The sequence below is a fragment of the Ignatzschineria sp. 22MB058224 genome (assembly GCF_058188435.1).
The window spans coordinates 1,607,435-1,632,616 of the sequence record NZ_CP187366.1 but is presented as its reverse complement, the minus strand read 5'-3'; the positions used below and the strand labels follow the sequence as shown (position 1 = coordinate 1,632,616).

The following is a 25,182-nucleotide window of genomic DNA, read 5'->3' as shown; positions in this document are numbered from 1 at the left end:
TGGCGTTGAAATAGTCGATTTTAATCTTCTTTACGATAAGCGATTGCTTCAATTTCAACTAATGCACCCATAGGAAGGGCACCGACTTCAAAGCAAGAGCGTGCGGGTGCATTTTCAGTACCGAAAAAGTCTGTATAGACTTCGTTAAAATCTGCAAAGTCATTAATATCATCGAGGTAACAGGTTACTTTGAGCACAGTTGAAAAATCAGCATCCGCGGCAACCAAAATTGCCTTGAGATTTTCTAATGCTTGTGCTGCTTGCTCTTTAATGCCACCTTCGGGAAATTTCATTGTTTCAGGATTTAGTGGAAGTTGACCTGATGTGAAAACGAGATTACCAAATGCATTCCCTTGAGAATAAGGTCCTACTGCTGCAGGTGCATGATCGGTATTAATAATTTTTTTCATAATCTATTTCTGTCTATTACAAGTTGCGATTAACGAGGAGAGATATTAACAGCTTTGTGATTAACATCCCAGTTTTTCTCAAAATTTAATTTAAATTCCTAAACAAATATTAGTCTCTTTCATAGTTTGAATAAGAGGATGATCAACCGGAAGTAAACGCGGTTTTCCGGCAACCTCTTCAATGGGAACGGGTACTAATATACGTCCCTGTTCTGCAACCATTACACCAAAGCGACTCTCTTTGATAAATTCAATGGCTTTGGTGCCACATTGTGTTGCAAAGATACGATCGGTTGCTGTCGGCGAACCACCGCGGCTGACATAGCCTAGTGTGGTTAGGCGTGATTGCATACCGGTGAGTTCAGGAATACTATCGACGAGTTTTATCGCTTCAACATGTTTTTTAGGTGTTAGACCTAATTTATCGTTCTCTTGCGAAATTGCGCCTTCCGCGACAACAAGTAGCGCTGATCGGCGGTTACGAATATTATCTCGGATATATTTAACAATCGCTTCAAGCGAGTAAGGGATCTCTGGAATTAAACAAATATCGGCCGACCCCGCTAGTGCAGCCCCGGCAGCTAACCAGCCAGCATCTCTTCCCATAACCTCTAGAATCATTAAGCGATGGTGAGAATCTGCGGTAGTACGGAGACGATCAAGTGCCATTGCAGAAACATGGACTGCGGTATCATAACCAAATGTGACATCGGTGTGAGCAATATCATTATCAATCGTTTTAGGTAATGTCACAACAGGAATCCCTGCCTCATGTAGATAGCTGGCAAAGCGCTGTGTACCATCGCCACCGAGGCATACAAGTGCATCTAGGCCAAGTTCATGAAAACTTTCAACACAAGCAGCAACAGCCTCTTCAGTATTACGTGCGCGACCACCGCCCCGACCGGTTCCTAAAATTGTGCCGCCAGTTCCCGCAATATCACAGACCTTTGCAAATGTTAGTTCGCTGTGGGATTTTTCTGCTAAACCAACAAAACCATCATGGATCCCAGTAACCTTCCAACCTTCACGAAGTGCTGAAAGTGTGATTCCGCGAAGCGCGGCATTAAGCCCTTGGCAATCTCCGCCGGCAGTTAATACACCAATATGTTTTTGTGTCATTTTTATCCCTTTTTTATCGGTTAGAGGATATCTTCATCATCTTGCCAAATATGAGTAATTTCTATTGGCGAGTCAATTTTTAATGGATTATCGCGTTGTTCTAAACGTAAAACAGCTAATGCTTGGTTTTTATCAAAATGTACAATTTCACCGGCATTAATATTGTTATTAGTTAGAATTTTTACGTTGACCTGAAATTCTTCTGGTTTTTCTGAGCGGATTAAGGCGAGACGTCTTTTATGTTTGCCAAGATATTGCATTCGAGCAATAATTTCTTGACCGGTATAACAACCTTTTTTGAAATTAATTGCTTTAAGAATATCTAAGCTGAGCATTTGAGGGACATATTCTTCACTATTTTCTTCAATAATCCAAGGAATGATCAGCTCTGTCGGAATTGTTGCTAAATCCTCTTCACTTGGTTCATCGATCGTCATTGTGACTTTTGAACGGAAAATAAAGACAGTCAAATGCTTTTGAATTTTCTCCGCTAATGAATCTGGCAGAAGAAGATGAAAAGTATCTGTCTCTTTCTTAATCGCCCAAAATAATGCAATTACACGTCCTTGACGGTTGCAAATCGCGGATAAACCATATGTATGATTATCAGGATCTTGATTAATAAAAGAGAGCTTAGAAATATCTGCAGTAATTTGTCCTTGCAGAAAATTCGCCGCATCTTGTCCTTGTACGATTAATCGGCGAAGCTTAATTGACATAAATATAACCTCCAAAATATGGATCATATTGATTCTGTGAGTCTATTTTACAACACTAATAATGAGGGATAAGTTTCCTTTCATTACAGTATTGGAATTCCGTTAGAACTTTGTATAATCGCCTTACATAGGTATCTCTCATAAGTAGAATGAAATAGCGATATACCTATTATTTAGCATACTACAAATATGTGTTTATTCTAACCGAATTCTATCAATGGAGATATGTATGAGTTATCAAGTAGTGGGTTACCCTTTTTGTCCTTTTGTACAACGCGTTTTAATGACTTTAAATGAAAAAGCCATCGATTTTGAATCGATTTGGCTTGATCCTCATGCAGATTTACCTGAATGGTTCAAAGAATGGTCACCACTTGGCAAAGTGCCTGTGATGAAAGTGACTACTGGGGAAGTTCTTTTTGAGTCAATGGCAATTGTGGAATATATTGAGGAACTTCATAAAGTGCCCTCGATCTATGCGAAGCTTCCGGCAAAGAGAGCAGTTCAACGAGCATGGGCAGGTATCGCAGGAGAGCTTTATGGTCCGCAATATATGAGCATGGGGGCAAAAACTGAGGAAGAATTACAACAATATATTAAGACAATGAAAGTCACTTTATCAGCGTTAGAAGAGAAATGTGGTCGAAGCTTTTTTAGTGGTGAATCAATGACGGCTGTGGATATTGTCTTGGCTCCGATGTTTATTCGTTTTGATTTATTAGCCTCACTTGAGACTGAAAATATTTTAGAAGGCTTTCCAAAGTTACAAGCATTGAGCAATAAATTACTTACCCATCATGCTGTTTTGCAGATGGTAGCGGGTGATTGGAATGATAAATTTATTGAGATTCAGAAACAACGAGGGGGTATTTTATTTAAAAATGTTTAATTTGATCGTGACGTGTATCGTTTAAATGATACACTTTGCAGAGCATCATTATCGATAGAGAAGAGAACCATGAGACCGCTTGTCGCCCATTTTTCTGAGAAAGCATTAGAAAATAATATCGCAATATTAAAGGCAAAATCGCCGAATAGCCTCTATTGCGCTGTTGTTAAGGCAAATGCATATGGTCATAGAGTTGAAAATCTCTTACCAATTTTGAATCGATCAGTGGATTATTTAGCTGTTGCTATGCGCGAAGAAGCGGATGACATTCGGGCGAAAGGTAGCGAACTACCTATTCTACTGTTGGAAGGTCTCTTTTCAGTTGATGAATATCGGCTCGCTTCTGAGCAAAACTATGCGGTGGTGATTGGCAATCAAACACAGCTTTCAATGTTAAAAGATGCGGATATCCCAAGTCCATTAACAATATTTTTAAAAGTTGATACTGGAATGCACCGTTTAGGATTTTCGCCTGAAGCCGTTAAACAAGTTGCGACAGAATTATTGGGCATGAGTTCTGTTAAAAAAATCATTTTGATGAGTCATTTTGCGACCTCTGATGAGAAAGATTCACCTCTTTTTGCCACGCAGATTAAGCGAATGGCGCAGTTAAATGACTTAGGACTAGCGCAATCTTTTGCTAATTCAGCTGCGATTTTAACTGCTCCGCAGACACATCATCATTTGGTACGCATGGGCATTTCTCTTTATGGTATTTCACCTATTGATGACTATACAGGTAAAGATTTTGGGTTATGCCCGCTGATGACACTAAAATCTAAAGTTATTCATACAACAGTGATCGATCAGGGTGAAAGTGTTGGATATGGCGCAAAATTTATTGCTCCAGAAAAAATGCCTATTGGTGTTATTGCTTGTGGATATGCGGATGGATATCCTCGAGAGATCAGCAATGAGGCATTTGTTTTAGTCGGGGATTATGTTGCGCCCATTATTGGAAGACCTGCGATGGATATGATGATGATAGATCTACGGAATGTTCCACAATCTGCTTGGTTAGATGAAGTCGAGATTTTTGGAGATCGCTTACCGCTTGAAAAGGTAGCTCAGTGGGCAGGAACAATTCCCTATACAATATTGACGCATATTGCGCACAGAGTACATTTTAAGGTTGATAAAATATAAATGTATTTCAGCGGGTTATTGAATTTTTTGAAATATTTTGTACTTGGCTTTACAAATAAAAAATGATTATTATCACAATATAACGTTCTGTTTTATATAATTATACACATTGCTTGATACAATGGTAGAATTAACGAGTTTATGTAGATTAACATTTTTTAATATAGGGGAAGAAGGTAATATGAAGATCCGTGCCTTATTGGCATCCGCATTGTTACTAGGCGCAGTATCTAACGCGGAAGCAGAAATAACAAAGGGGTTTTATGTAGGGGCCAATTTAATTGGTGCAGAACATAAAGCGAAAGATATGGAAGATTCTATTCGACCTAATGGCGTATTTATAAAAGAGAAAGAGAAGAAAAAATTTATTTCAGGGTCGGTTGATGCCGGTTATAAGTTCGATGATATTTTTCGTGTTGAACTTGAATACGTTTTTCCTAAAAAGAATGAATTTATTAGTTCGCAAGCAGGAAGTTTTGCGCACCATAAAATTAAATCGCAGCGCCTGATGTTAAATGCTTATGCATCGTATCCTATCAATGAACAGTTCGCTGTCTATGGTACGGCAGGTATTGGTTATGCGCGCTTAAAATCGACGGGCTATCAAAATAGTGGTTCGGCTCCTTTTAACTCAGGTAGCGATAATAACTTTGCTTGGTCACTAGGGGTAGGTGCTTCATTTAAACCTGTGAATAATACCTATATTGATCTTGGCTTTCGTCATGTGAATTTAGGGAAAGCCAATAGTGGCATGACAAACTTTGGTGGTACGTCAGAACAGATGAAAGCGAAGGTAGCTTCTAATGAAATTACTTTGGGGATTCGTTATATGCTTGGCGAATGGTATACAGAAGATGAAAATCAACCAGTGACAAATATCTATGCAGATCATGTTACGCCTGAGTTAAGAGAAAGTTTTGAGCGTACAAATTACAGTAATCATAGTGCAAGCTTTAGAGATAATCTTGGTGAGAAACGTTTTTAGTTTATGAAAAAACTTTAAATGTTCTCATACATAAATAGAGGCACCTATAAATTGGTGCCTATATTTATGTCTGGATACAAAGCTTCTATATATCTTATAAACGTTCAATAAACTGTAGAAAGTTTTTAGAGGTAAAGCCTTCAATTTCTTCAGGTGAATATTTTTTCGTTAATTCATCAGTAAGGTTTGGAAACATTGATGCGTCACTTAGATTTTCTACTTTAGATTCAATGCCATCAAAATCAGAACCAAGTCCTATATTTTTGATACCACCAAGTGCAACGATATGATCAATGTGTGCAATCACATCTGCAATGTTTACGGGCCTTGCTTTTGAGACAAATGCTGGGCAGAATACGATATGAATCATTGCATTGCGTTTAATAAGCGCTTTGATTTGCTCGTCATCTAAGTTTCGGCGATGATCACAAATGGCTTTGGTATTTGAATGACTAGCAATAGGATATTTAGCAAGCTCCATCACATCCCAAAACCCTGCAGGATGAAGGTGGGATACATCAACAAATACTTTATGCTCATTACACCATTCGACAATTTTTTTACCAAATTGGGTTAATCCTCCGCTTCGTACCTCAGCTACACCATCGGCTGCTAGATTGCTGCTATTCCAAGTAAGCCCGATTGATCGTACTCCGAGCTCATACAAGAGCGTTAATTTATGGAGATCGTTGCCAATAGGTTCCACCCCCTCTAATGTTAGAATTGCGCCGATTTCATCTTCTTGAAGAGAATGAATTTCTGGCCATGAACGAATTAAACGTATTTGTGGATTTTTTGCAAGAATCTCAGAATAGAAGTAATGAATCTGGTCAACGACTTCTTGAAATTGAGAAGCGCTTGGAAGAGAGGGGTAGACGAAAATGGCAAAAGCTTGGAGTTTAACCTTGCCTTGTTGCATTTTTTTGAAATTGACATCTAAAAGGTCAGAATCTGTAAAACGAATTTTTCCCTTCTGTTCGGAGAGCTTCATTAATGCATCACAATGCAGATCAATAATTTTCATAGATATGGAACTTTTATAGTAGGTCTAAAATAGGAGTGTATTATGCTTTTTTATTGGGATGAGCAACGGTAAGCCCTGCGAATGTTTGCAGTGTGGGCATAATTTCAATGCGATTGATATTCACATGTTTAGGTTGTGTTGTGAGCCAATAGAGAATATCGGCGATCTCTTTACCGGTGACAGCATCAACATCTGCATAAACATTTGCTGCACGTTCATTATCCCCTTTAAAGCGTATGTTAGAGAATTCAGTATCACTACAAAGTCCAGGTTCTACATTCGTGACACGAATATTTTTGCCTACTAAATCTGCGCGTAAATTCATTGAAAAGCTTGTAATAAAAGCTTTTGTTGGTCCATAAATATTGGAACCATAATAAGGATAATTACCAGCCGTGGAACTTAAATTAATGATATATCCATCATTACGTGCAACCATCTGTGGTAGGATCAGATGAGTTAAGAAGGTAAGACCACGAATATTTACATTAATCATTGTTTCCCAATCGCTAAAATCAGCTTTAAAAGCAGGTTCAAGATTGAGAGCGAGTCCAGCGTTGTTAATGAGTACATCAATTTTATCAAATGGTTCAGGAAGATTTTCAATGCCTTGTTGAACGGATTGTAGATTTGCTACATCAGCTGTCAATGGATAGAAATTATCGCCTAATTCTTCTTTCAGAGCCATTAAACGATCATGTCTACGAGCAAGTCCAATAACCGTATGCCCATTTTCGATAAAAATTTTTGTAGCTTCTAAGCCAAATCCTGATGAAGCACCTGTAATAAGAATATTCATGAAACCTCCGATGATCTTTTTATGATAATGATTTCATAGTAGCATGATTTATTCAGATCAGTGTACTCAAGCTTTTGAGTGACGTATGTCGGTTTAGGTTACAAGAAAAATCGGGTGGTCGATGATTTAATTGCGCAACTACTCACTTAATTGCGCAGAAATTGTTTCGATCTCTTCTGAGTAGTGTAACCACTTCTCTTCAATTTCTGCCAATTTTTTTTCATGCACCGCTTTTTCATCATTGAGTGTTTGAACTTCTTCCGGAGAGTGTGAGTTGTAAGTTTCAGGATTTCCTAAAATAAGATCAATTTTTTCAATAGCGGCGTGAAGTTTAGGAATCTGTTTCTCGCTCTGTTCGCTCTCTTTTTGAGCCTTTCTTAGTGCTGCTTGAAGTTGTTTTTTAGTATCGCGATCAAGCTCTGGCTTTGGCTTTTTCTCGACCTTTTTGTGTGTTGGGTTATCATCTTTTTGTGGACGATTTGCGGCACGATTTTGCTCAATAAGGTACTGTCGATAATCTTCGAGATCTCCTTTAAATTCTTTGAGACCTTGATTCGCTACTAAGACAAATTGATCGCAGCAGAGTTCTAAAAGAGATGCATCATGCGAAACCATTAATACGCCGCCGGTGAATTCTTGCAAGGCTAGGGCAATTGCTTCACGCATCTCAATATCCAGATGATTCGTTGGTTCATCCAGAAGTAGAAGATTAGGACGTTGATAAACGATCATTGCAAGCGCAAGACGAGCCTTTTCACCACCGGAAAATGGTGCAATTTTTTCAGTTACTTTATCGCCATGAAAGCCAAAAGACCCTAAAAAGTTCCGTGCTTCTTGGGTCGTGAGATTACCATCGAGCTGAAGAAGATGCCAAATAGCATCGGCATCTAAATTGAGATATTCCACTTGATGTTGTGAAAAATAGCCAATCTTAAGGTGCTCCGAAGCGATAATTTGTCCCTTTGTTGGGAGGTTCTCTCCAGCAATCATCTTAATGAGTGTCGATTTACCTTCACCATTGCGACCTAAAATTCCCATACGCGTTTCAGGAGTAATGGTTAGTTCGATATTTTTAAGAATATTGTGAGATCCATCATAGCTAAAGCTCACATCATCTAAACGTGTTAAAGGATCTGGTAGGCGATGAGGTTCTCTGAATTGGAAAGAAAATTCGTTTTCGGCAACAACAGGGGAGATATCTTCCAATTTTTGCAACGCTTTTACGCGGCTTTGAGCTTGTTTTGCTTTTGTTGCTTTGGCGCTAAAACGATCAATAAATTTCTGTAAATGAGCCCGTGTTTTTTCATTCTTTTCAAATTGTGCCTGTTGATGTGCGAGGCGCTCGGCTTTAAGGCGCAAGAAATCGGTATAATTTCCAGTATAAGGTGTCGCTTTTTGTTGATAAAGATGGATGATATGGGTGCAGATATTATCAAGAAAATCGCGATCATGAGAGATTACAATTAAAATCCCTTGGTATTGTTTGAGCCAATCCTCAACCCAAACAACTGTCTCAAAGTCAAGATGGTTTGTGGGTTCATCAAGCAGCAAAATATCGGAACGGCACATTAATGCTTTGCCGATATTAAGACGCATCCGCCAACCGCCAGAAAATTCTTTCACCTTTTTATGGTGATCTTCTTGTTTAAAGCCTAAACCATCCAATAATTGGTATGCTCGGCTATCGGCACGATAGCCATCAATTTGGGCAAATCGTTGATGAATTTCACTAATACGAATACCATCTTCGGTATCGAGCGCTTCTTGTTCTGCTCGGCGCAGTGTTACCAATTCTTCATCGCCACTGAGGATATATTCAAATGCAGTGAGTTCTGTATCGGTAACTTCTTGGGCAACTTCTGCCATAACTGCTGATTTTGGGATTTGAATATCCCCTTTATCGGGCTCAATTCGACCGAGGATCGTATTGAAGAGTGTTGTTTTACCGGTGCCATTTTTACCGACGAGTCCGACACGCATTTTGGGAGTGACTGAAAAGTTAAAGTTATCAATCAGAATATTTGCGTTCATTCGAACGGTAAGATTTTGAAATTCAATCATGGTATTTTGTCATATTAGTCTAGAGGTATCGTGAAATGATAAGGCGGTTATTATACCGAAAAAAACGAATGATATAGAAAAGCCATCTTTATTTTCTTATGAATCTGGGGCATTTTGAATTGCATCCCACATTAAAAAGGCTTCTTTAGTAGCTTTAACATCATGAACACGGAGAATTTTTGCCCCTTTATTAAGAGCATGTAATGCGATTGTTAAATTACCTGCTAACCGATCTTTAGGCGATTCTACGCCAGTGATAGCCCCGATAAATCCTTTTCGAGAAACGCCAACGAGATACGGGAAGGGGGATTGGGTTAGTTGATCAAACTCTTTGAGAAGTGTGAGTTGATCTTGGAGCGATTTGTCAAAACCAAAGCCAGGGTCAAGAATAATTCGAGACTTCGAAACTCCTTGATGAATACAAAGCTGTGCTTTTTCAATTAGTTTTTTTCCAACGGACTGAGTTACGCCACCATCGTTTACATAATCACCGATGATATGCATTTTTTCGTGATTACCAAGCATATGCATTAAAATAATTGCAACATCTGAATTGATGATTGTTTTAAGAGCATCATGATCGCTTAAGGCAGTCACATCATTAATGATATCGACACCTTCTGCGATCATCACTTTCATTGTTGCGGCGCGAAAAGTATCGATAGAGAGCGGTACAGTAATATTTTTACGTAGTTTCCGAATAACAGGTAGTAGGCGCACGATCTCTTCATTGCTTGATATCGGGATTGCTTTAGGGTTGGTCGACTCAGCTCCGATATCGAGGATGTCAGCACCATCCTCGATCATTTGATATGCATGATCCAGTGCTTTTTCAGGATCAAAAAAATCACCACCGTCAGAAAATGAATTGGGAGTGAGGTTTAAAATACCCATAATTTTGGGGAATGTGAGATCGAGCGTTTGGTTGTTAAAGGTAATTTGCATAATGAGTTTTAATAATTAGATTTGATGGAGTCGAAGAAGTTGATTGTAGAATATAAGGCCTGCTATAAAAAAGAGAAAGTAACAATCAATGCTACTTTCTCTCTATTTACCTCATTAAATAGGGGCAATAAATATTAATTTTAAAGTGTGCGGCGAGGATCTGGATTATTGGGAAGATCTTCTGCTTTATTATCGTTATCTTCGATAGTAGAAGCGTTATGCATATCTGAATCAGTGATACCTTCATCTTCAATGAGCTCTCCTTCAACAGTCTCTTTATTTCCTTCAATGTTGTGTGAGAGCTTATCGGTAGAGGCAATGAGTAGCTGGCCATCAACAACTTTTACATCCTTCGGACGCTCTTCAAGCATCAATGTTGTAGCTTCTTTAAATGCTTTTAGTGCACCTTTCTCATCATTTTCAATAAGATTGATTTCCCCTAAAAGGCGATAAGCTTTTGCGAAATGAGGGTCGAGCTCCAATGTTTTTGTCAGATGTTCTTTCGCTTCTTTATATTGTTGATTCCGAAAGAGCATATGGGCAAAAGTATATTGAGTAATTGCACTCTCCGGATCTTTTTCTTGAAAACGTTTAGCATGTTTCAAGAGCTTTACTTGATCTCCACGATAGAGATGAGCATAGGCTAAGATTAATTGATCATCATGTGTCTGGTTAATCTCTTTTCGTAAGAGTTCTTCAGCACGTTTTGTATCGCCAACATCGAGTAATCGATTTGCATAGTGAATCAGAAGTGCTGGATCATGCCGAAGATATTTGGGTAAACGGCCCCAAACTAAGCGTAGTTGATCTGACTCTTTGCTGATGCGACTCGCATAATCAAAAAGAGCTTTATAGACATCGTGTGTGTATTTGGTCACGTTGTCACTCGGTGTTAAACGAGGAAGTGCTTTCTGGAGTTCAGGGAGGAGCCTAAAGAGCGCTTCGTTTTTCCCTTGTCTTTGTAGCGTAACGGCATATAAAAGTGTTGCCGGATAGTTACGTTGACGATGAAGCATGTCTTCTAATAATGCCTCTGCTTTATCGTTTTCATCTGCATCTATGAGGATCTCCGCACGTTTAATCTCTGCAAATTCACGGTCATGTTTTGATTTTGAAAGATCAATTTCACGCAAATATCGATCCCGTCGATCTGTTTTATGTAGTAATTGTGCAGCTTTCGCGGCACCAATATAGCAAAGATTAGGACTTTTGCTTCCTTTAGCTGCTGCTAAAAAGAGGTCTTCAGCAACTGCCGGTTTATTCTCGAGTAGTGCTAATTCTGCTTGCGTATATTTTTTATCTGCAATTCTTGCTCTACGGTTAAGTGAGAAACGATGCCAATTTTTTGGCATTTTTACGATTGTGATGAATAAGCGAATAACCACATAGATCACTAAGATAGTAATAGCAGCAAGGAGAATACCGCCGATAATTGTGGTGTGAATTGTTTTGGGACCAATAATTGGGAATGTACCTGTAATGAGTACTTGTCCTGTGTCATCTTTTACGGTGTAAAAGAGCAAAATCGCCAATAATGGAATAAGGATGATCCATCCAATAATTTTTAAAAATTTCCCCATGATTACGCTCCTTTATAAGCTCGGAGTGTTGCTTCAAAATCGGTTAAGCTACGCTCGATATTTGGTGGAGTGACCTCTAGTTTTGCATCTAATAACCATTGAATTTGCTTAAGTGCTTCGCGAACATCTGCATTATCTTCATCAAAATATGTACGAATCCACGTCTCTACTGTTTTTAAAGAACGGTCAAAGATCGCATATTGATCTTTGAGGATGGCATATTTTGCAGCAGATATTTCAAGTTGAATATTTTGCAGCAAGAAGAATCGGTCATCCTTTGCCATTAACTCTGGTACATCAGCACGTTTATCTTCGATGACGATAAGGTGTTTTAATGAGTCTTTGAGTTTTGCACTCCATGTTTCACCATCAGATTCCGCTTGGTCGAAGATCTCTTTTTTTAAATTGACTAGGGCGCTATCGCTTTTAAGTGGAGCATGTTGTGTCAATACAATGATTTTTTCGAGTCGAGCGGTTACGTTGACTAAGTCAACAGGCTGAAGCGCATTTAGTTCTTTAATGTTGTTGCGAATCAGTGCTTCGGTTTCACTAAAGTTAATACTTTTTATTTCAGTCAATCGTTCTAGCGCAGTTGTTAACAAATTCGAAGCGGTAGAATAATCTTTATCATACTTAACTTTTTGTATAGCAACTTTAAGTAAATAGTCCACTTCTGTTGTGCGAAGCATCTCTAAATCAGTAATGCTTTTGATCGTTGTAATAAGATCTTTAGCCTCATTTAATACAACAGATTGTTCTAGCTTTTGTTCTGCAAGTTGTTTATCAAAATTATTGGCAATCGTAATTGCTTGTTGGCTCACTTTTGCGACATCATCAATTTTACTAGATTGTGAAGAGAGAACCTTTTGTTCATTATTGAGTGAATCGATCTGAGTTTGTAAATTTTTAGACGATTGTGCTAAGGCGTTATTAATGGTTTCAACTTTTTGGGCGATGAGTGCGATCTGATCTTGCGGAGATTTCCCATCTGAAGCGTTATTTTTTGAAATGTCTGTTTTAACTGTTATCAATTCTTTTTGTATAGTGGCGATCTGATCAGTTAATGAGGTGACAGCTGATCGCTCTTTCTCAATTGAAGCCATTAGTGTATTGAGTTGGCTTGTTTGGGAGGCAGATCCTTGATAATAGGTATATCCTGCAACGCCAGCGCTTATTAACGCTACTATAAGCGCAAGATAGCTAATACCTCTATTGCTACTTTTTTTAGAAGATTCTGTTGTTGTCGGTCTATCATTATTATTTTCAGCTGATGGAGAGTTTGTCTCTTTGGCTTCCTCTTGATCTTCAGCTTCTGCTTGTAATGCTGATTCAACTTCCAGAGGATTTGGAATAGGCGCCTCTGTCTTTGTTGTATCTTGAATAGCGACGCTTTCGGTGTTGATATCAGGCACATTCGATTCGATAGCGTTTTGTGTATGCTCTTGAGTTGTATCTACAACATCGTCTTTAATTACTGGTTTATTCTGCTTTTGCTCTTTTTTCATAGAGAGCTCCTTATTATTATCAGATGAGATCGTTAAAGGGGAATTTGGTTGAGTAGGGGAATGAGTTATTACGCTTTCATTAATTTTGTGCCAGAGATCAGCTTCTAATGCCGATTTTGCGACAAAAATATTGCTAAATCCTTCATTTTCTACAATGTTTTTAAGACGTTCACTACCTACAAAAGTACCTTCGATGAGGTCTTTTAAACCACTACTTTTAAGTGTTGGCACAAGATTCTTAAATGCTTCTTGACTAGTAATGGTGAGGTATAGCTTTCGGTTTTTATAACGAGAATCTTTTTTGAAAGCAATAATGTTTGAGATATCAATTTCTTCAGGTACTTGTCTGCGATAAACATCGCAATATTGTGCATTACCCCCGAGTTCATTAATAGCTTCATCGAGTAGCCGACGGCCACCTTCGCCGCTGATAATGAGTACGGATTTTCCAGCGATTCCATGTTTTTTGAGCGCTTCAATAAGTGCTTCAGAAGTATATGGTTTGGGTGCAGTAATAATGGGCTTTCCCTTAATAAAGGGGTTTAATACTTTACGTGTTCCTGAACCGATAGAGATAAAACCATTTATTTTTCGGAAATCTAAGTGTAATCGCTTAGCAAATCGAACAGCATTTGGGCTGGTAAAGAGAAGATAGTCATATTGTTGTGCATTTTTTAATGTCTCGATAGCGGTTTTGGCGTATCGCGTTGGAACGATTAAAATACCCGGTAATTCAAACGGGATACAACCACTTTTTTTGATTTTTTCGAGGAAAGAGTAACCTTGTCCCTTTGGCCGAGTGACAATAATTCCAATCTGATGATCTAAAATCTGTTTAGCCATAAATTTTTTCAAGAATCGCTTTTGCACCACGCGCTAAAAGGTTGTCGGCGAGTTCTTCTCCCATTTTTTCAGCATTTTCAGGGTTGCCAATCATTTCATGGAAAATAATTGTATTATGGTCAAGATCGCCTACTAAACCGCGAAGATAGAGACCTTGATCTGTTAATTGCGCAAACCCGGCAATTGGTGCTTGACACCCTCCATTTAGACGGGCATTAAAAGCACGCTCTGCTTTGACACATATTGCCGTGTTAGCATCATTTAATACTTTAATAATATCATTAATTGCTTGATTAGCTGTAATGCATTCAATACCAATTGCACCTTGTCCAACGGCTGGAAGAGAAATCGTATCTGCAAGTGCTTCAGTAATTCGACTTTCAAATCCCAAACGCTTTAGACCTGCAGACGCAAGAATAATTGCATCGTATTCACCATCATCGAGTTTTTTGAGGCGTGTATTGACGTTGCCCCTTAAATCTTTCAGGATAAGATCTGGGCGTTTTGCCATCAGTTGTACACGGCGACGTAAGGAACAAGAGCCAACGATAGCGCCGGCAGGAAGCTCATTAATGGATTTAAATTTGTTAGATACAAACGCATCCCGAGGGTCTTCACGTTTCATAATAACAGGGACACTAAATCCCTCCGGTAACTGTGAAGCCATCGGAACATCTTTCATCGAGTGTACAGCGATGTCGGCTAAACCTTCCATCATCGCAACTTCAAGCTCTTTGATAAAAAGACCTTTTCCACCAATTTTGCTAAGAGGCGAAGAGAGAAGCTGATCGCCTTTTGTGGTCATGCCAAGTAGCTCTACTTGCAGTTCAGGAAAATGCTTGAGAAGTTGATCTTTAACATGATTCGCTTGCCAGAGAGCTAAAGGGCTTTCACGCGTAGCAATGGTGAGTTTCATCGAGTAATTCCTATCTATTGTTGATTAAATACGCTTTATTATATCGATATTTATAATAAATATCTCTTGCGATAGAATTGATTGCTTATCAAAATGAATCATATTCAGAGATCTATTTGAAGTAATAATTAGGGAATCAAGGAGAAATTCCCCTTATTCGTTACTATCATAAAACAGTATATATAATTGGCGACAAAATAACAGAAGGAAGCGTCATGACAAAGATTATTACAGTAGATGGACCAAGTGGTGTTGGGAAAGGGACGCTTTCGCTGCAATTAGCGAAGAAATTACAGTGGCATTTTTTGGATTCCGGAGCAATTTATCGGGCGCTTGGTCTATTCGCAACTCAACAAGCTGTTGACTTAGAAGATGAAAATGCAGTTGCAAAACTCGCGATCAAGTTACCGCTTCGTTTTGAAGCACAAGAGAATCATTTAGTTATTTTTCTCGATGGTAAGAATGTGACAGAAATAATTCGAAAAGAGTCTACTGGTAGTAATGCATCAATTGTGGCTAAACATCCTCTTGTACGGCAGAATCTCATTGAACGTCAGCGTGCTTTTGCGATTGCTCCCGGTTTAATTGCTGATGGTCGTGATATGGGGACGGCGATTTTCCCTGATGCACTGTTAAAAATCTTTTTAACAGCAAGTGCCGAGGAACGTGCGAAAAGACGATATAAACAGTTGTTAGATGCGGGTATATGCGTTAATATAGACGAGATTTTATCTGAAGTAGAAGCACGTGATGAACGAGATCGAACTCGTAGCGTTTCTCCTTTACTTCCCGCAGATGATGCTGTTGTTATTGATACATCGACATTAGGGGTTTCAGAAGTTTTTGAAGCTGTGTGGGCGTTAGTTGAAAAAAGGCTAGCTTAATCGTTTCGGTTCACATACTACTTCGATAAAAGAGCGTTGGTATCATAAATAGCGGGGACAAACTTCTAGGAAGTAATGAAACCGTAATTTTATTTATGTTTTTTATTCCTTTAAACAAGTCGTAGATGGAATATTAACAAAGGTAATTGCCTTTATAATTGATATTCGTATTGTCTATGCATTTTTTATATATATGTCATTAAGTTTTGCAGAATTATTTGAACAATCAATTGCCGAAGAACAAGCACGTGAAGTCGGTGGAATTATCCAAGCAACGGTTGTAAAAATCGAAAATGGTTTTGTGATCGTTGATGCAGGTCTTAAGAGTGAAGGCCGCATTCCTAGCGAACAGTTCCAAGATTTAAACGGTGAGTTAGAAGTTCAAGTTGGCGATAAAGTTGATGTTGTCCTTGAGTCACTAGAAGATGGTTTCGGCGAAACTCGTCTTTCACGTGAAAAAGCGAAACGTGCAGAAGTTTGGGCGTTCCTTGAGAAAAAACTCGAAAATGATGAAATCATTAAAGGGGTTATCTCAGGTCGCGTTAAAGGCGGCTTCACTGTTGATATTGGTACAGAGCGAGCGTTCTTACCAGGTTCATTAGTAGATGTTCGTCCTGTTCGTGATATCGCTTACCTTGAAGGTAAAGAGCTTGAGTTAAAAGTTATTAAACTTGATCAAAAGCGTAACAACATCGTTGTTTCACGCCGTGCGGTACTTGAAGAAGAGTATTCTGCAGAACGTGAAGAATTACTTAAAAACCTCGAAGAAGGTGATGTGGTTAAAGGGATCGTTAAGAACCTTACTGACTACGGTGCGTTTATTGATCTTGGTGGTATTGATGGTCTTCTTCATATCACTGATATGGCTTGGAAGCGTGTTCGTCACCCCTCTGAGATCGTAGAAATCAATCAAGAGATTGAAGTGAAGCTTCTCAAATTCGATAAAGAGCGTAACCGTGTATCACTTGGTCTTAAACAACTTGGTGAAGATCCATGGAAAGATATCGCTATGCGCTTCCCTGCAGGACTTCAAACAAAAGGTAAAGTTACTAACATTACTGATTATGGTTGTTTTGTTGAGATCGAGCCAGGTATTGAAGGTCTTGTTCACGTTTCAGAAATGGATTGGACTAACAAAAACGTTAACCCTTCTAAAGTTGTTACAGCGGGTGAAGAAGTGGGCGTTGTGGTTCTCGATATCGATGAAGAACGTCGCCGTATCTCACTCGGTATGAAACAGTGCATGCCAAATCCATGGACTGAGTTCGAGATGAAACACAACAAGGGTGATCGTATCTCCGGTACTATTAAATCAATCACTGATTTCGGTATCTTTATCGGTCTTGATGGCGGAATCGATGGTCTTGTTCATCTTTCAGATATCTCTTGGAGTATGCCTGGTGAAGAAGCAATCCGTGATTACAGCCGTGGTGATGAGCTCGAAGCAATGGTTCTTGCCGTAGATGCAGACCGTGAGCGTATCTCGCTTGGTATCAAACAATTAGACCAAGACCCATTCTCTGCATTCTTAGCAGAGCATGAGAAAGGTTCTTTAGTAAAAGGTACTGTGACAGAAGTTGATGCTAAATATGCAGTTGTTGACTTAGGTGGCGGTGTTGAAGGTAACCTTCGTGCATCTGAAATTTCATCTGAGCGCGTTGAAGATGTTCGTAATGTCTACAATGTTGGTGATGAAGTTGAAGCGCGTTTTGTAAGCGTTGATCGTCGTAATCGTTCAATCGTACTCTCTGTGAAAGCTGTGGATGAAGTAAGCTCACAAGATATCGCTGAGTACAATAATGACAGTCAAGTTGCTACAACATTTGGTGATCTTTTAAAAGAACAAATGAAACAGCAGTAATATTTTTGTAAAAAAATGTAATATTAATAAAACCGTGAGAAGCAAGCTTCTTGCGGTTTTTTCTTTGATCATATTGATTCCTATATGTTTTAAAAATCATGATTTTCTATATTTAATCTTGCGAAACAAAAGAATAAATTGTAATATTCATCAAAATATACATATATTTACTAATTTTCATTAAATCAAACGCTTGAGATACATATATTTAAAGGAGTTAAATAGTGACAAGATCAGAATTGGTTCAACGTTTAAGTGCAAAATATCCACATTGTTCTGTTTCGGAGATAGAAAAAAGTGTGAAAAAGATTTTAGAACAGATTACGGATACTTTAGGAAACGGTGGCCGCATCGAAATTCGTGGTTTTGGAAGTTTTTCTGTTCGTTATCGCGAACCAAAAATTGGTCGCAATCCTAAAACGGGTGATGCAGTTAAATTAAGTGGTAAATATACAACGCATTTTAAACCTGGAAAATTATTGCGTGAGCGCGTAGATGCAAGTAAAGCACATTTTACATTGACAAAATAAGATCACTTAAAATGTTACTTGTTTAAAATATCTGTTGCTAGAATGTAACTTATAAAAGAGTATCTTTATAAAGATACTCTTTTATTTTATTAGGGTCTTGAGTTTGCGGTAAGATATTAGTTACTATTTTTTCGAATTTATTAGAGCATTTTATGCAAGTACCGATCTATTTTATCATTCCTGCTGCGGGGTTTGGGCAGCGCATGGAGAGTGCAACTCCTAAACAGCACCTTCATCTTGCAGGGCAGTCGATTTTGCATCGAACCCTGACTTTATTCGATTTAACACCGGAAATTAAAGGGGGAATTTTGGTGCTTGCTCCGAATGATTCATTTTCCCCAGCAGGGTTTGTCAAACCCATTTGGCGAGTAGAAGGCGGCGTAACACGTTTTGATTCAGTATTAGCAGGAGTGCAATCGTTGAAGGCGGCCTTAGAGCAGAAAGGTGAGCCCATAGACAACGTATGGGTTGCGGTGCATGATGCTGCACGACCTGGTTTAGCACCGTCGGAATTATCAAGATTTTTACAATCAGTGATTGCAGATGCGCCTGAATCTGGCGGTATTATGGCGATTCCTGCACCGGATACATTAAAAATTGTAGATAATAACCATTGTATTACGCAAACACTTGATCGATCAAAAATATGGCAGGCCCAGACGCCGCAAATGGTAAAGTTATCCGTGCTTTTACCTGCGATGGAGCGCGTTAAAAAAGAGGGTGTAAATGCCACTGATGAGGCTTCTGTTTTAGAGTATAATGGGCTCTTCCCAAAGGTATATCGAGGCTATACTCATAATTTTAAGGTCACTTATCCTGAAGATTTAGAGTTGATGAGTCTCTATTTTAAAGAGAGAAAACGATGCGAGTAGGATTCGGGTTTGATGTTCATACTTTTGAAGAGGGTGATCATTTAATGATGGGCGGGGTGAAAATCCCGTTTCATAAAAAATTTAAGGCGCATTCCGATGGTGATGTTGTATTGCATGCGCTTACGGATGCGATTTTAGGCGCAGCAAAAGCTGGCGACATTGGTACATTATTTCCAGATACCGATCCGGCCTATAAAGGGGCAGATAGCCGAAAATTATTAATTGCTGCGTATAAGCGAGTGTTAGACAAAGGATATCAGGTTGGTAATATTGATATTACTATTTTAGCTGAGCGGCCTAAGATTATGCCATATCGCGAAGCCATTGAGCGGACAATTGCTGGAGATCTTGCTATTAGTGTAAACGATATCAATGTTAAAGCGACGACGATGGAAAAAATGGGTTTTGTAGGGAGAGAGGAAGGTATTGCAGCACAAGTTGTGGTTAGTCTCTTTCCAGTCGCTTAAATCGCTTTATTTTTGCCCAAAAGAGAAAAGAGAGTTTATGGCTGATCAAAAGTATCAAAGTCATAACTCGATATATTTATTATTAATAGGATTTAAAAGAGTATGCAAAAGAAGAGAGATATATTTGTAACGAACGCTTTACCATTTGCAAATGGTGATATTCATCTTGGTCATCTTTTAGGCTATGCACAAGCCGATATTTGGGTTCGTTTTCAACGCATGCTCGGAAACAATGTCTATTATATCTGTGCGGATGATACGCATGGAACACCAATTATGCTTAAAGCTGATGAGCTTGGTATCACTCCAGAAGCACTAATTGCGAAAGCTCATGATGCTCATTTGCAAGATTTTGATAGTTTTTATGTGAACTTTGACAACTATTACACAACTCATTCAAAAGAGAATCAGCAATTAGTTGAGGAGATTTATCTAACGCTGAAAGCAAATGGGCTGATTGAAACAAAAATGATTGAACAATTTTATGATGAAGAACGTCAAATGTTCTTACCAGATCGCTTTATCAAAGGTGAATGTCCCAAATGCCATGCAAAAGATCAATATGGGGATAATTGTGAAGCATGTGGAGCGACCTATCGTCCAACGGAATTGATTAATCCATTTTCAGCGGTAACTGGGAAAACACCGGTTATGCGTCCATCTGAGCATTTTTTCTTTAAATTATCAGATCCACGTTGTGTAGAATTCTTGCGGGAATTTTTAGAAGATAAATCACGTTTACAGCCAGAGGCTGCGAATAAGATGCGTGAATGGATTGGTGAAGAAGGCGACTGTAAACTGTCGGATTGGGATATCTCTCGTGATGCGCCTTACTTTGGTTTCCCGATTCCTAATGCTGAAAATAAGTATTTCTATGTTTGGCTAGATGCACCAATTGGTTATTTTGCCTCTTTTAAAAACTATTGTGACCGACAAGGTAATATTGATTTTGAGAGCTTTATTCAACGGGATAAAGCTATTGAAGCGGGTACTGAAATGGTGCATTTTATCGGTAAAGATATTATGTATTTCCACACCCTTTTCTGGCCAGCAATGTTAAACTTTTCGGGACATCGTGTTCCATCGCAATATGCGATTAACGGTTTTTTAACAGTTGATGGTTCTAAAATGAGTAAATCACGCGGAACTTTTATTACAGCACGTTCATATGTGGAACAGAATCTTGATCCCGAATGGTTACGTTATTACTTTGCAGCAAAATCAAGTGGTGTGATTGATGACTTTGACTTAAACCTTGATGATTTTGTGAATCGTGTAAATGCTGATCTTATTGGTAAATATATCAATATTGCGTCCCGTACAAGCCGTTTCATTGAAAAAGAGTTTAATAATCAATTAGGAACAGTATCAGCAGAAACAGATGATCTTATCGAATCGATTAAAGCTCGAGCGGAGAAAATTAAAGCTGGCTTTGAAAATCGTAATTTCGGTGCAGCGCTTCGTGAAATCTCACAAGCATGTGATGATGTAAATGAACATTTTGATCAGATGAAACCATGGGAAATCGCGAAAGATGAGACAAAGCGTGTACAGTTACAAGATCTCTGTACAGGCTATCTAGAAGCGTTTCGTTTACTCTCGCTCTACCTTAAGCCTGTGATCCCTGTGGTTGCCGCGCGTGTCGAAAACTTCTTAAATATTGAGCCACTCTCTTTTGCAACATTAGAGAAATCATTACCTAAAGGGCATAAAGTTGAAGCATATACGCATTTAATGACACGTTTAAATCGTAAGGACTTAGATCGTTTAATTGAAGCAAATAAAGAGGCACTTTCAGCGGTTCGTAAAGATGCTGTAAAAACTGTCGATACAAAATCTGAGAATAAACAATCGAGTAAAGAAGGAACAAAATCAGAAGTGAGTGAATATATTTCGATTGATGATTTTTCAAAGATTGACTTACGTTTAGGGAAGGTCTTATCGTGTGATTTTATTGAAGGTGCCGATAAGCTTCTAACTTTCCAGATTGATCTAGGTGAGGAAAAACCGCGTACTATTTTTTCTGGTATTCGAAAATTCTACGAAGACCCCAAAGCACTTGAAGGTAAATATGTAGTTGTTGTTGCAAATCTAGCACCACGGAAGATGCGTTTTGGTGTGAGTGAGGGAATGATTCTTTCAGCCGCTGCAGATGATTCTTTATCTGTCTTAACGTCGTTAGGTGAATTGAAGCCTGGTGCAAAAATTTCCTAACGTGGACTGATAGGAATCAAAGCTCTTTGGAGTGTTCATTCTTAATAAAAAAGCTAGCGACTTTGTGAAAGGATCCGCTAGCTTTTTTGATGATGATACTATTAAGTCAAAGAGATAAAGACGCTGGCAATACCGAAGTAGATAAAGACCCCGACGATATCACAAATAGAGGTGATTAATGGTCCACTTGCTGTTGCAGGGTCCATATTTAACTTATTAAAGATAAATGGAAGTGAAAGACCAATTAAGCTACCAATCATCACAACCCCAATCATGGTTAATGCGACAACAAATGCAATTTCTGGTCCTCCTCGGAATATACCGATCAATGACACAGCAAGTGCCATGGTAAAACCAAGTAGAGCAGATATAACAATCTCTTTACTCATCATTTTAAACCAATCTTTCATCCGAACTTCACCAAGCGCCATTGCACGAATAACTAATGTTGCAGATTGCGCACCTGCATTTCCTCCACTATCGACTAAAAGTGGCAAGAAAAAGACAAGCGCAACATTGCTTTCAATCAATTCTTCAAATGTTGCGATACCAGCGCCAGAGAAAATATTCATAAAGACCAGAATAATCAACCACGCAATACGTTTGCGATAGAGTAGCCCAATCGTTGCAACTAGAATATTTTGGCTCTCGAGATGATCACTGTTGATTGAGGCCATGCGATAGACATCTTCTGTTGTTTCTTGCTCCATGACATCGAGAATTTGATCCATATGGATTACCCCGATGATCTGATTAGCATTATTGACCACAGGTACAGTAACAAGATCAGTTTTCTGGAACAATTGCGCGACTTGCTCTTGGTCAATATCAGTGGTGACCTTCTTGAGCTTTGTTTTCATAATATCTGCTAATGTTGCATCTCCTTTAGCAGCTAAAAGTTCACGAATCGCGATCACTCCCACTAACACCTTTTCAGGATTGAGAATATAGATATAGTGAATATCTTCTCGTTGGTAGAGGGTTTTTCGTAAATAGTTGATGGTATCATCCACATTTTTATCCATTGGTAGTGTGATGAAATCATCGGACATCAATGAACCTGCTGTTTCGTAACCAAATTTTTTATTACGGTCTTGAATTACCATTTGCTTAACTCCTATCTTTTATTTACATAAAAATAATATTTTGTTAAGCGTCGCTCTGAAGCTAACGCGTGGTATCCACGTAAAAGAGTCGGCAGACTTTAAAAAAATCTACTTTTTTAGATCCAAAAAAACACCCAATCACAGAGTGAGGAGGGTGTTTTTATGACATGATCATCAGTATTGAATTGTATATTCAAAAGATCTGTCAAAGATCGCTCCTCTTTCGTAAAGTTTTAGCACTATATGGCATGGAAGAATTCCGACTACATTAGATACTGCCTTAGCTCGACAGTTTCTGCTGACCCGTTGGTGTCTCTCGACGTTTCTGGGCAGTAGCGTATCTCCATATAGGAGCCTCACCTAACGAGGATAGTTAATAAGAAATCTTATTAAGACAAAATAATTGTGTGCGTAGTATTACCTATCTTTCAAGGATTATCAATGATTTTTGTAAATATAATGATATTAATGATTATTTATTTGTTAAATTAAATGGTATTTTCTCATAGGGTGAAATTTAATATATTGTTTTTTAAAATAAAATTTTAAATGAGGCTTCGAAGAAAAGAAGGCAAAGATAGGGGGTATAATGATTTAGGTGAAATGTTACGCTTTTTAGAGCAATAACTTTCAAAAAATAATCAAAATTTATCATTAAATACAGGAAATTATCCCTAAATGATCGAATATTTAGTACAATTGCGCCTTGAATATGCATGTTAAATAGTAATGTCACCTTATCGAATTATTAGTAAAAGGAAAAAGAATATGAGCGGTTATCCTCTTTTAATTGGTAAAACAGCAGATCATCGAGAACTTAATCTTCTCTCTAATTTGGCCAATCGTCATGGGCTTATTACAGGAGCTACGGGGACAGGTAAGACGGTGACATTGCAAAAACTCGCAGAGAGTTTTTCAAAAATTGGTGTCCCTGTTTTTATGGCTGATGTGAAAGGTGATCTTTCAGGTATTGCGGCCGCAGGCGCGCTCAACCCTAAATTACAAGAACGTTTAGAAGCAACGGATTACCAAGATTGGACGCCGCATGATAACCCTGTGACATTTTGGGATGTTTTTGCAGAAAAAGGTCATCCTATCCGAGCGACTGTTTCCGATATGGGACCGCTTATTTTAGGGCAATTGATGGGATTAAATGAGGTTCAATTAGGAATCTTAAATATCATCTTCAAAGTAGCAGATGATAATGGTTTACTTCTTATTGACTTTAAAGATTTGCGTGCGATGACGCGCTATGTTGCAGATAATGCAAAATCTTTGCAAAAAGAGTATGGTAATATCGCAACTGCTTCAATTGGTGCGATTCAACGTGGTTTATTACAATTAGAAGTTGAAGGCGCTGAGCAGTTTTTTGGAGAGCCGAATCTCGATATTTTTGACTTTATGCGAGAAAGTAATGGTCGAGGAATGATCAATATCTTATCGGCAGAAAAACTCTATCACCAGCCTAAACTATATGCAATGTTCTTGCTTTGGACCATGTCGGAACTTTTTGAACGTATGCCGGAAGTAGGTGATATGGATAAACCTAAAATTGTCTTTTTCTTTGATGAAGCGCATTTACTCTTTAAAGACGCACCTAAAGCGCTCTTGGATAAAATTGAGCAAGTGGTACGTCTGATTCGTTCGAAAGGGGTTGGTATCTACTTTATATCTCAAACGCCATTAGATATTCCGGATAATATTCTTGGTCAACTAGGGAACCGTATTCAACATGCACTTCGAGCATTTACGCCGAGAGATCAAAAAGCAGTTCGAGCAGCAGCACAGACGATGCGTGCAAATCCTAATTTTGATGCAGAAACAGTGATTGGTGAGCTTGGTACTGGTGAGGCGTTAATTTCATTCTTAGGAGAGAAAGGTGCTCCGAATGTTGTCGAACGCGCATTTATTCTCGCACCAGAATCACGAATGGGGATTTTAACACCGGCTGAGATCAATACATTAATTAATCAATCATCTATTTATGGGCGTTATGAAGAGATGATTGATCGTGAATCTGCGTATGAAATATTAGAAAAAGCGGAGCTTGAAGCAGCAAAAGAAGCTGAAATAGCGGCTGCTGTCGCAGAACGAGAAAAAGCGGAAGCAGAGGCTGCAAAAAAAGTACCCGCAGAAGTTGCTGGCGGTGGGTTATTTGGGATACTGAAAGAGTTTCTCTTTGGATCAACGGGGCCTCGAGGTGGAAAAAAGGATGGTCTTGTGCAACAAACAAGTAAAACTTTAATGCGCCAATTGAGCAATGAAATTGTACGTGGAACGCTAGGGGGGCGTAAACGTCGCTAA

The 25,182-nt window shown here is 38.7% G+C and carries 21 protein-coding genes and 1 riboswitch; of the genes, 10 read left to right on the top strand and 11 right to left on the bottom strand.

Annotation, left to right across the window (positions count from 1 at the left end; genetic code table 11):
- Nucleotides 1-20: 20 nt before the first annotated feature.
- The 3 genes from ACPF7B_RS07135 to ygfZ all read right to left on the bottom strand — a co-directional run bounded on the left by ACPF7B_RS07135 (nt 21) and on the right by ygfZ (nt 2,251).
- Entirely contained in the window at nt 21-410 is a 390-nt protein-coding gene (locus ACPF7B_RS07135; RefSeq protein ID WP_490505135.1) for a RidA family protein, read from the bottom strand.
- A gap of 90 nt (nt 411-500) precedes the next feature.
- Complete coding sequence (locus ACPF7B_RS07130; RefSeq protein WP_490505134.1) at nt 501-1,532, bottom strand: 6-phosphofructokinase; 1,032 nt, start codon at nt 1,530-1,532, stop codon at nt 501-503.
- 20 nt (nt 1,533-1,552) lie between these two features.
- Entirely contained in the window at nt 1,553-2,251 is a 699-nt protein-coding gene (gene ygfZ, locus ACPF7B_RS07125) for a CAF17-like 4Fe-4S cluster assembly/insertion protein YgfZ (protein ID WP_490505133.1), read from the bottom strand.
- Between the two features lie 229 nt (nt 2,252-2,480).
- Here ygfZ and ACPF7B_RS07120 point away from each other — a divergent pair, with 229 nt between their 5' ends.
- The 3 genes from ACPF7B_RS07120 to ACPF7B_RS07110 all read left to right on the top strand — a co-directional run bounded on the left by ACPF7B_RS07120 (nt 2,481) and on the right by ACPF7B_RS07110 (nt 5,271).
- On the top strand, nt 2,481-3,140 hold the full coding sequence (locus tag ACPF7B_RS07120; RefSeq protein WP_490505132.1) for a glutathione S-transferase family protein: 660 nt from the start codon (nt 2,481-2,483) through the stop codon (nt 3,138-3,140).
- A 69-nt stretch (nt 3,141-3,209) separates the two neighbouring features.
- On the top strand, nt 3,210-4,286 hold the full coding sequence (gene alr, locus ACPF7B_RS07115; RefSeq protein WP_490505131.1) for an alanine racemase: 1,077 nt from the start codon (nt 3,210-3,212) through the stop codon (nt 4,284-4,286).
- A gap of 181 nt (nt 4,287-4,467) precedes the next feature.
- Nucleotides 4,468-5,271, top strand: a complete 804-nt coding sequence (locus tag ACPF7B_RS07110) for an outer membrane protein (RefSeq protein WP_490505130.1) — start codon at nt 4,468-4,470, stop codon at nt 5,269-5,271.
- Nucleotides 5,272-5,365: 94 nt separating this feature from the next.
- Here ACPF7B_RS07110 and ACPF7B_RS07105 read toward each other — a convergent pair whose 3' ends face one another.
- The 7 genes from ACPF7B_RS07105 to hemC all read right to left on the bottom strand — a co-directional run bounded on the left by ACPF7B_RS07105 (nt 5,366) and on the right by hemC (nt 14,944).
- Entirely contained in the window at nt 5,366-6,295 is a 930-nt protein-coding gene (locus tag ACPF7B_RS07105) for a dipeptidase (RefSeq protein WP_490505129.1), read from the bottom strand.
- A 40-nt stretch (nt 6,296-6,335) separates the two neighbouring features.
- Nucleotides 6,336-7,094, bottom strand: coding sequence for an SDR family NAD(P)-dependent oxidoreductase (locus ACPF7B_RS07100; protein ID WP_490505128.1), 759 nt, complete (start codon nt 7,092-7,094; stop codon nt 6,336-6,338).
- Between the two features lie 138 nt (nt 7,095-7,232).
- Nucleotides 7,233-9,155 carry an ABC-F family ATP-binding cassette domain-containing protein gene (locus tag ACPF7B_RS07095; protein ID WP_490505127.1) on the bottom strand — a complete coding sequence of 641 codons (1,923 nt, stop codon included), beginning with the start codon at nt 9,153-9,155 and terminating at the stop codon, nt 7,233-7,235.
- Between the two features lie 96 nt (nt 9,156-9,251).
- Nucleotides 9,252-10,100, bottom strand: coding sequence for a dihydropteroate synthase (gene folP, locus ACPF7B_RS07090; protein ID WP_490505126.1), 849 nt, complete (start codon nt 10,098-10,100; stop codon nt 9,252-9,254).
- Nucleotides 10,101-10,240: 140 nt separating this feature from the next.
- Nucleotides 10,241-11,680, bottom strand: coding sequence for a heme biosynthesis HemY N-terminal domain-containing protein (locus ACPF7B_RS07085; RefSeq protein WP_490505125.1), 1,440 nt, complete (start codon nt 11,678-11,680; stop codon nt 10,241-10,243).
- Between the two features lie 2 nt (nt 11,681-11,682).
- Nucleotides 11,683-14,028, bottom strand: a complete 2,346-nt coding sequence (locus ACPF7B_RS07080) for a uroporphyrinogen-III C-methyltransferase (protein ID WP_490505124.1) — start codon at nt 14,026-14,028, stop codon at nt 11,683-11,685.
- Nucleotides 14,021-14,944 (bottom strand): hydroxymethylbilane synthase, encoded by a 924-nt coding sequence (gene hemC, locus ACPF7B_RS07075; RefSeq protein WP_490505123.1) that lies wholly within the window; start codon nt 14,942-14,944, stop codon nt 14,021-14,023. The genes ACPF7B_RS07080 and hemC overlap by 8 nt, the downstream gene beginning before the upstream one ends.
- A 215-nt stretch (nt 14,945-15,159) precedes the next feature.
- Here hemC and cmk point away from each other — a divergent pair, with 215 nt between their 5' ends.
- The 6 genes from cmk (at nt 15,160) to metG (ending at nt 21,772) form a co-directional block, all read left to right on the top strand.
- Nucleotides 15,160-15,828: a (d)CMP kinase gene (gene cmk, locus ACPF7B_RS07070; RefSeq protein ID WP_490505122.1), complete on the top strand. Its 669-nt coding sequence runs from the start codon at nt 15,160-15,162 to the stop codon at nt 15,826-15,828.
- Nucleotides 15,829-16,021: 193 nt separating this feature from the next.
- A complete protein-coding gene (gene rpsA, locus ACPF7B_RS07065) occupies nt 16,022-17,689 on the top strand; it encodes a 30S ribosomal protein S1 (protein WP_490505121.1) in 1,668 nt (555 codons plus the stop codon).
- Nucleotides 17,690-17,913: 224 nt separating this feature from the next.
- On the top strand, nt 17,914-18,219 hold the full coding sequence (locus tag ACPF7B_RS07060) for an integration host factor subunit beta (RefSeq protein WP_490505120.1): 306 nt from the start codon (nt 17,914-17,916) through the stop codon (nt 18,217-18,219).
- A gap of 152 nt (nt 18,220-18,371) precedes the next feature.
- A complete protein-coding gene (ispD, locus tag ACPF7B_RS07055; protein ID WP_490505119.1) occupies nt 18,372-19,091 on the top strand; it encodes a 2-C-methyl-D-erythritol 4-phosphate cytidylyltransferase in 720 nt (239 codons plus the stop codon).
- Nucleotides 19,082-19,558, top strand: coding sequence for a 2-C-methyl-D-erythritol 2,4-cyclodiphosphate synthase (gene ispF / locus ACPF7B_RS07050; RefSeq protein WP_490505118.1), 477 nt, complete (start codon nt 19,082-19,084; stop codon nt 19,556-19,558). The genes ispD and ispF overlap by 10 nt, the downstream gene beginning before the upstream one ends.
- Before the next feature lie 102 nt (nt 19,559-19,660).
- A complete protein-coding gene (gene metG, locus ACPF7B_RS07045; protein ID WP_490505117.1) occupies nt 19,661-21,772 on the top strand; it encodes a methionine--tRNA ligase in 2,112 nt (703 codons plus the stop codon).
- 101 nt (nt 21,773-21,873) lie between these two features.
- Here metG and mgtE read toward each other — a convergent pair whose 3' ends face one another.
- Nucleotides 21,874-22,878 carry a magnesium transporter gene (gene mgtE / locus ACPF7B_RS07040; RefSeq protein WP_490505116.1) on the bottom strand — a complete coding sequence of 335 codons (1,005 nt, stop codon included), beginning with the start codon at nt 22,876-22,878 and terminating at the stop codon, nt 21,874-21,876.
- 211 nt (nt 22,879-23,089) lie between these two features.
- Nucleotides 23,090-23,253, bottom strand: a riboswitch (M-box (ykoK) riboswitch).
- Nucleotides 23,254-23,646: 393 nt separating this feature from the next.
- Between mgtE and ACPF7B_RS07035 the strand changes: the two genes are divergently transcribed.
- Nucleotides 23,647-25,182, top strand: a complete 1,536-nt coding sequence (locus ACPF7B_RS07035) for a helicase HerA-like domain-containing protein (protein WP_490505115.1) — start codon at nt 23,647-23,649, stop codon at nt 25,180-25,182.